The organism is uncultured Sphingomonas sp. (assembly GCF_913778135.1).
GTDB lineage: Bacteria > Pseudomonadota > Alphaproteobacteria > Sphingomonadales > Sphingomonadaceae > Sphingomonas.
The window spans coordinates 1-2521 of record NZ_CAJYVU010000178.1; the positions used below are offsets into that span (position 1 = coordinate 1).

The 2521-nt window shown below is 64.0% G+C and carries 2 protein-coding genes and 1 pseudogene; 2 read left to right on the forward strand and 1 reads right to left on the reverse strand.

Features of this window, described 5'->3' with window-relative positions:
- Positions 1-887 (reverse strand): glycoside hydrolase family 47 protein (locus QZ847_RS15825; protein ID WP_294358353.1); only part of this gene is annotated, 887 nt, incomplete at its 3' end.
- Positions 888-1026: 139 nt separating this feature from the next.
- Here QZ847_RS15825 and QZ847_RS15830 point away from each other — a divergent pair.
- Together QZ847_RS15830 and QZ847_RS15835 are read left to right on the forward strand one after the other, a co-directional pair.
- Entirely contained in the window at positions 1027-1881 is an 855-nt protein-coding gene (locus QZ847_RS15830; protein ID WP_294358355.1) for a serine hydrolase, read from the forward strand.
- A gap of 302 nt (positions 1882-2183) precedes the next feature.
- A pseudogene (locus QZ847_RS15835) lies at positions 2184-2306 on the forward strand (Arm DNA-binding domain-containing protein); the annotation flags it as partial.
- Between the last annotated feature and the right edge of the window lie 215 nt (positions 2307-2521).

A 2521-nucleotide genomic window follows, 5' to 3' on the forward strand; every position in this document is an offset into this window, starting at 1 on the left:
TCGAAATCGACATCGGCGATCCACAAATTGCCGTCCTTCCACACCTGCTGGTGCTTCAGGATGGCGGCAGTGCAGGTGTCGTACATGCGCTTGCACGCCGCATCGCCGAACAGCTGCCAGCTGTCCCACAGATATTCGAAGAAGCTGTCGCAATAGGAGCCGACCGTGGTGGTGCGCGACTGCCATTCGCCCGTCAGCACGTTGATCTTGGTCGCGACCAGATCGAGCCGCGAGCGGCGCTTAAACACCGCCACCATCGCCCGGCGCGCCGCGGCGGCGTATTTCGGATCGCCGGTCAGCCGGCTGAGCGTCCCCCATTCGGGCAGATAGGTGGCGATGTCGGCGGGACTGGTAACGGGTTCGCGCGGCGCCCCGGTCCTCAGATTGACGAAGCGGTAGGGCATGCCGGTCGGCGTCGCGAACGCCGGGAGCAGCCGGTCGGCCAGGTCGCGCGCCTTGGCGAGCAGGACCGCGTCACCGCTGGCGAGGTGCGCGGAGAGCAGCCCGCCGACCAGCCGGATCGAGGTTTCGAACACCGACACCTCACCGTCCACGTCCGCGTCGAAACTGGCCTTCACCCACTCGACACCGTCCTGGAACCGCGTGTCCAGCCCCATGAGCCACAACGTATCGAGCGCTTCGATCAGGCTGAGCCCGAGATGGTGCGTCTTGAGCGGAAAGCTGGAGAAGGTGCCGCTGATGGGCTTGATCTCGTCCTTGCCCCAGGCGTGCTGCCGATATTGGTCCCATGCCCATGCCATCTGCGACCTGACGTCATCGGCCAGCGCTCGCCAGTCCGAGCCCGGGCCCGCCTGGGCGTGGCCGGAAACGCCGGCAGCCACCAGTCCGGCAGGAATGCCTAGAATCGTTCGCCTGCTGATGTTCACGTGACCGCCCCTTCCGATGCTTCATCATGACGGTGAGCGGCAGGTGCGTCCATCGCGGCTTTTCGCGCGAACGCTTCCGCTCAATTAGAGAACGTGCGGTTTGCTTGAGGTCGGCGCTCGCGGTAAATCGCGTCGGATCATGCGCTTCGCCCTGCTACGCCTCTTCCTCGCCGGCCTGGCCGGCAGCTTCCTCTTGCCGACAGCGGCATCGGCCACCTCGGCGGATCTCGTGCGATTGGAAAGCGAGCTCAGGGCGTTGGTGGGAGGGCGTTCGGGCGAATATGGCATCGCCGCGCTCGATCTTCGTGACGGGTCGAACGTCGCGGTGAACGGCCATCTGCCCTTCGCGATGGCGAGCACGGTGAAGCTCGCGATCGCCGCCGTCTACCTGTCCGACGTCGATGCCGGTCGCCGAACCCTCTCCGACATGCTCGCTGGCCGCCCCGCGAGCCGGGTTATGGAATTGATGATCGTGCGCAGCGACAATCAGGCCGCCGACCAGCTCCTCGGCGCGGTCGGCGGTCCCGTGGTCGTGCAGCAATGGCTGAACGCGCACGGCTTTTCAGGCATCCGCGTCGACCGGACCATCGCGCAATTGCTCCGCGAGCGCGGCCATCTGGCGGATGTGAAGGATGTCGCCACACCCACTGCGATGGTTGCATTCCTGAGCAGGCTGGAGGACGCGACGGTCCTGACCGCGCACAGCGGCGCCTATCTGTTCGATCTGATGCGCCGCTGCGCGACCGGTACGCGCCGCATTCGCGCGCTGCTGCCGCCGGGCACGACCGTGGAGGACAAGACGGGCACGCTCGACGGCGTCACCAACGATGTCGGGTTCATCACCATGCCCGACGGTCACCGCGTCGCGATCGCGATCTTCGCGCGCGGTGGACGTGATCGCCAGCCCGGCATCGCCGCGGTCGCGCGCCTCGTCTACGACCGCTTCGCCGACAGCACGCGCAACGCACTGTCGGTCTTCATGCAGCTGCGCTGATCTCGCAGCGTTCCGACGCGACCGCAGTACGGATATAACCTACAGCTACCGCTCGCCGTTCTCAGGAACGCCATGAAATCATGCTATTCTGAGAAATTTCCGCCAGTCACACGACAGAAAAATGGATGCCCGACAAGGACTATAACTGTATATCCGCTACAATCCGTCCGCATCCGCTTCCTCTCTGTAGTTCGCTCCCGCTTACCCTACCCTGTTCCGCATATGTCCGTTGACCTCCGCCTCGTTCCGCGAGATAGTGTGGGAACAGGTGGAGGTACGTTGTGCGTCTGACCGCACTATCCGTGAAGAATGCGAAGCCTGGTCGGCATGGTGACGGGGACGGATTGTACCTTCTGGTCAAACCATCCGGCGCCAAGTCATGGCTACTTCGCATCCAGGCGGACGGCAAACGGCGGGACGTTGGCCTAGGGTCAGGACTCGTTGATCACAGCCAGAAGATGACGGTGGCAGCGAGGGCGACGGCAGAGAAGAAGGCGATGGGGCAGCGGTCGTAGCGGATCACCGTCGCGGCCGCCTCTGTCGACCGGAATTTGTGACAAAGATCATGGCAGATCGACGATCAACTGTCTCAAATGCCGTTGTCACCAGCTCCAGCTTATTCGGCTGAGAAGCGGATCGA

Excerpts from the sequence above, each read along its gene's own strand:
- QZ847_RS15830 (WP_294358355.1), top strand. The coding sequence starts at position 1,027 with ATGCGCTTCGCCCTGCTACGCCTCTTCCTCGCCGGCCTGGCCGGCAGC.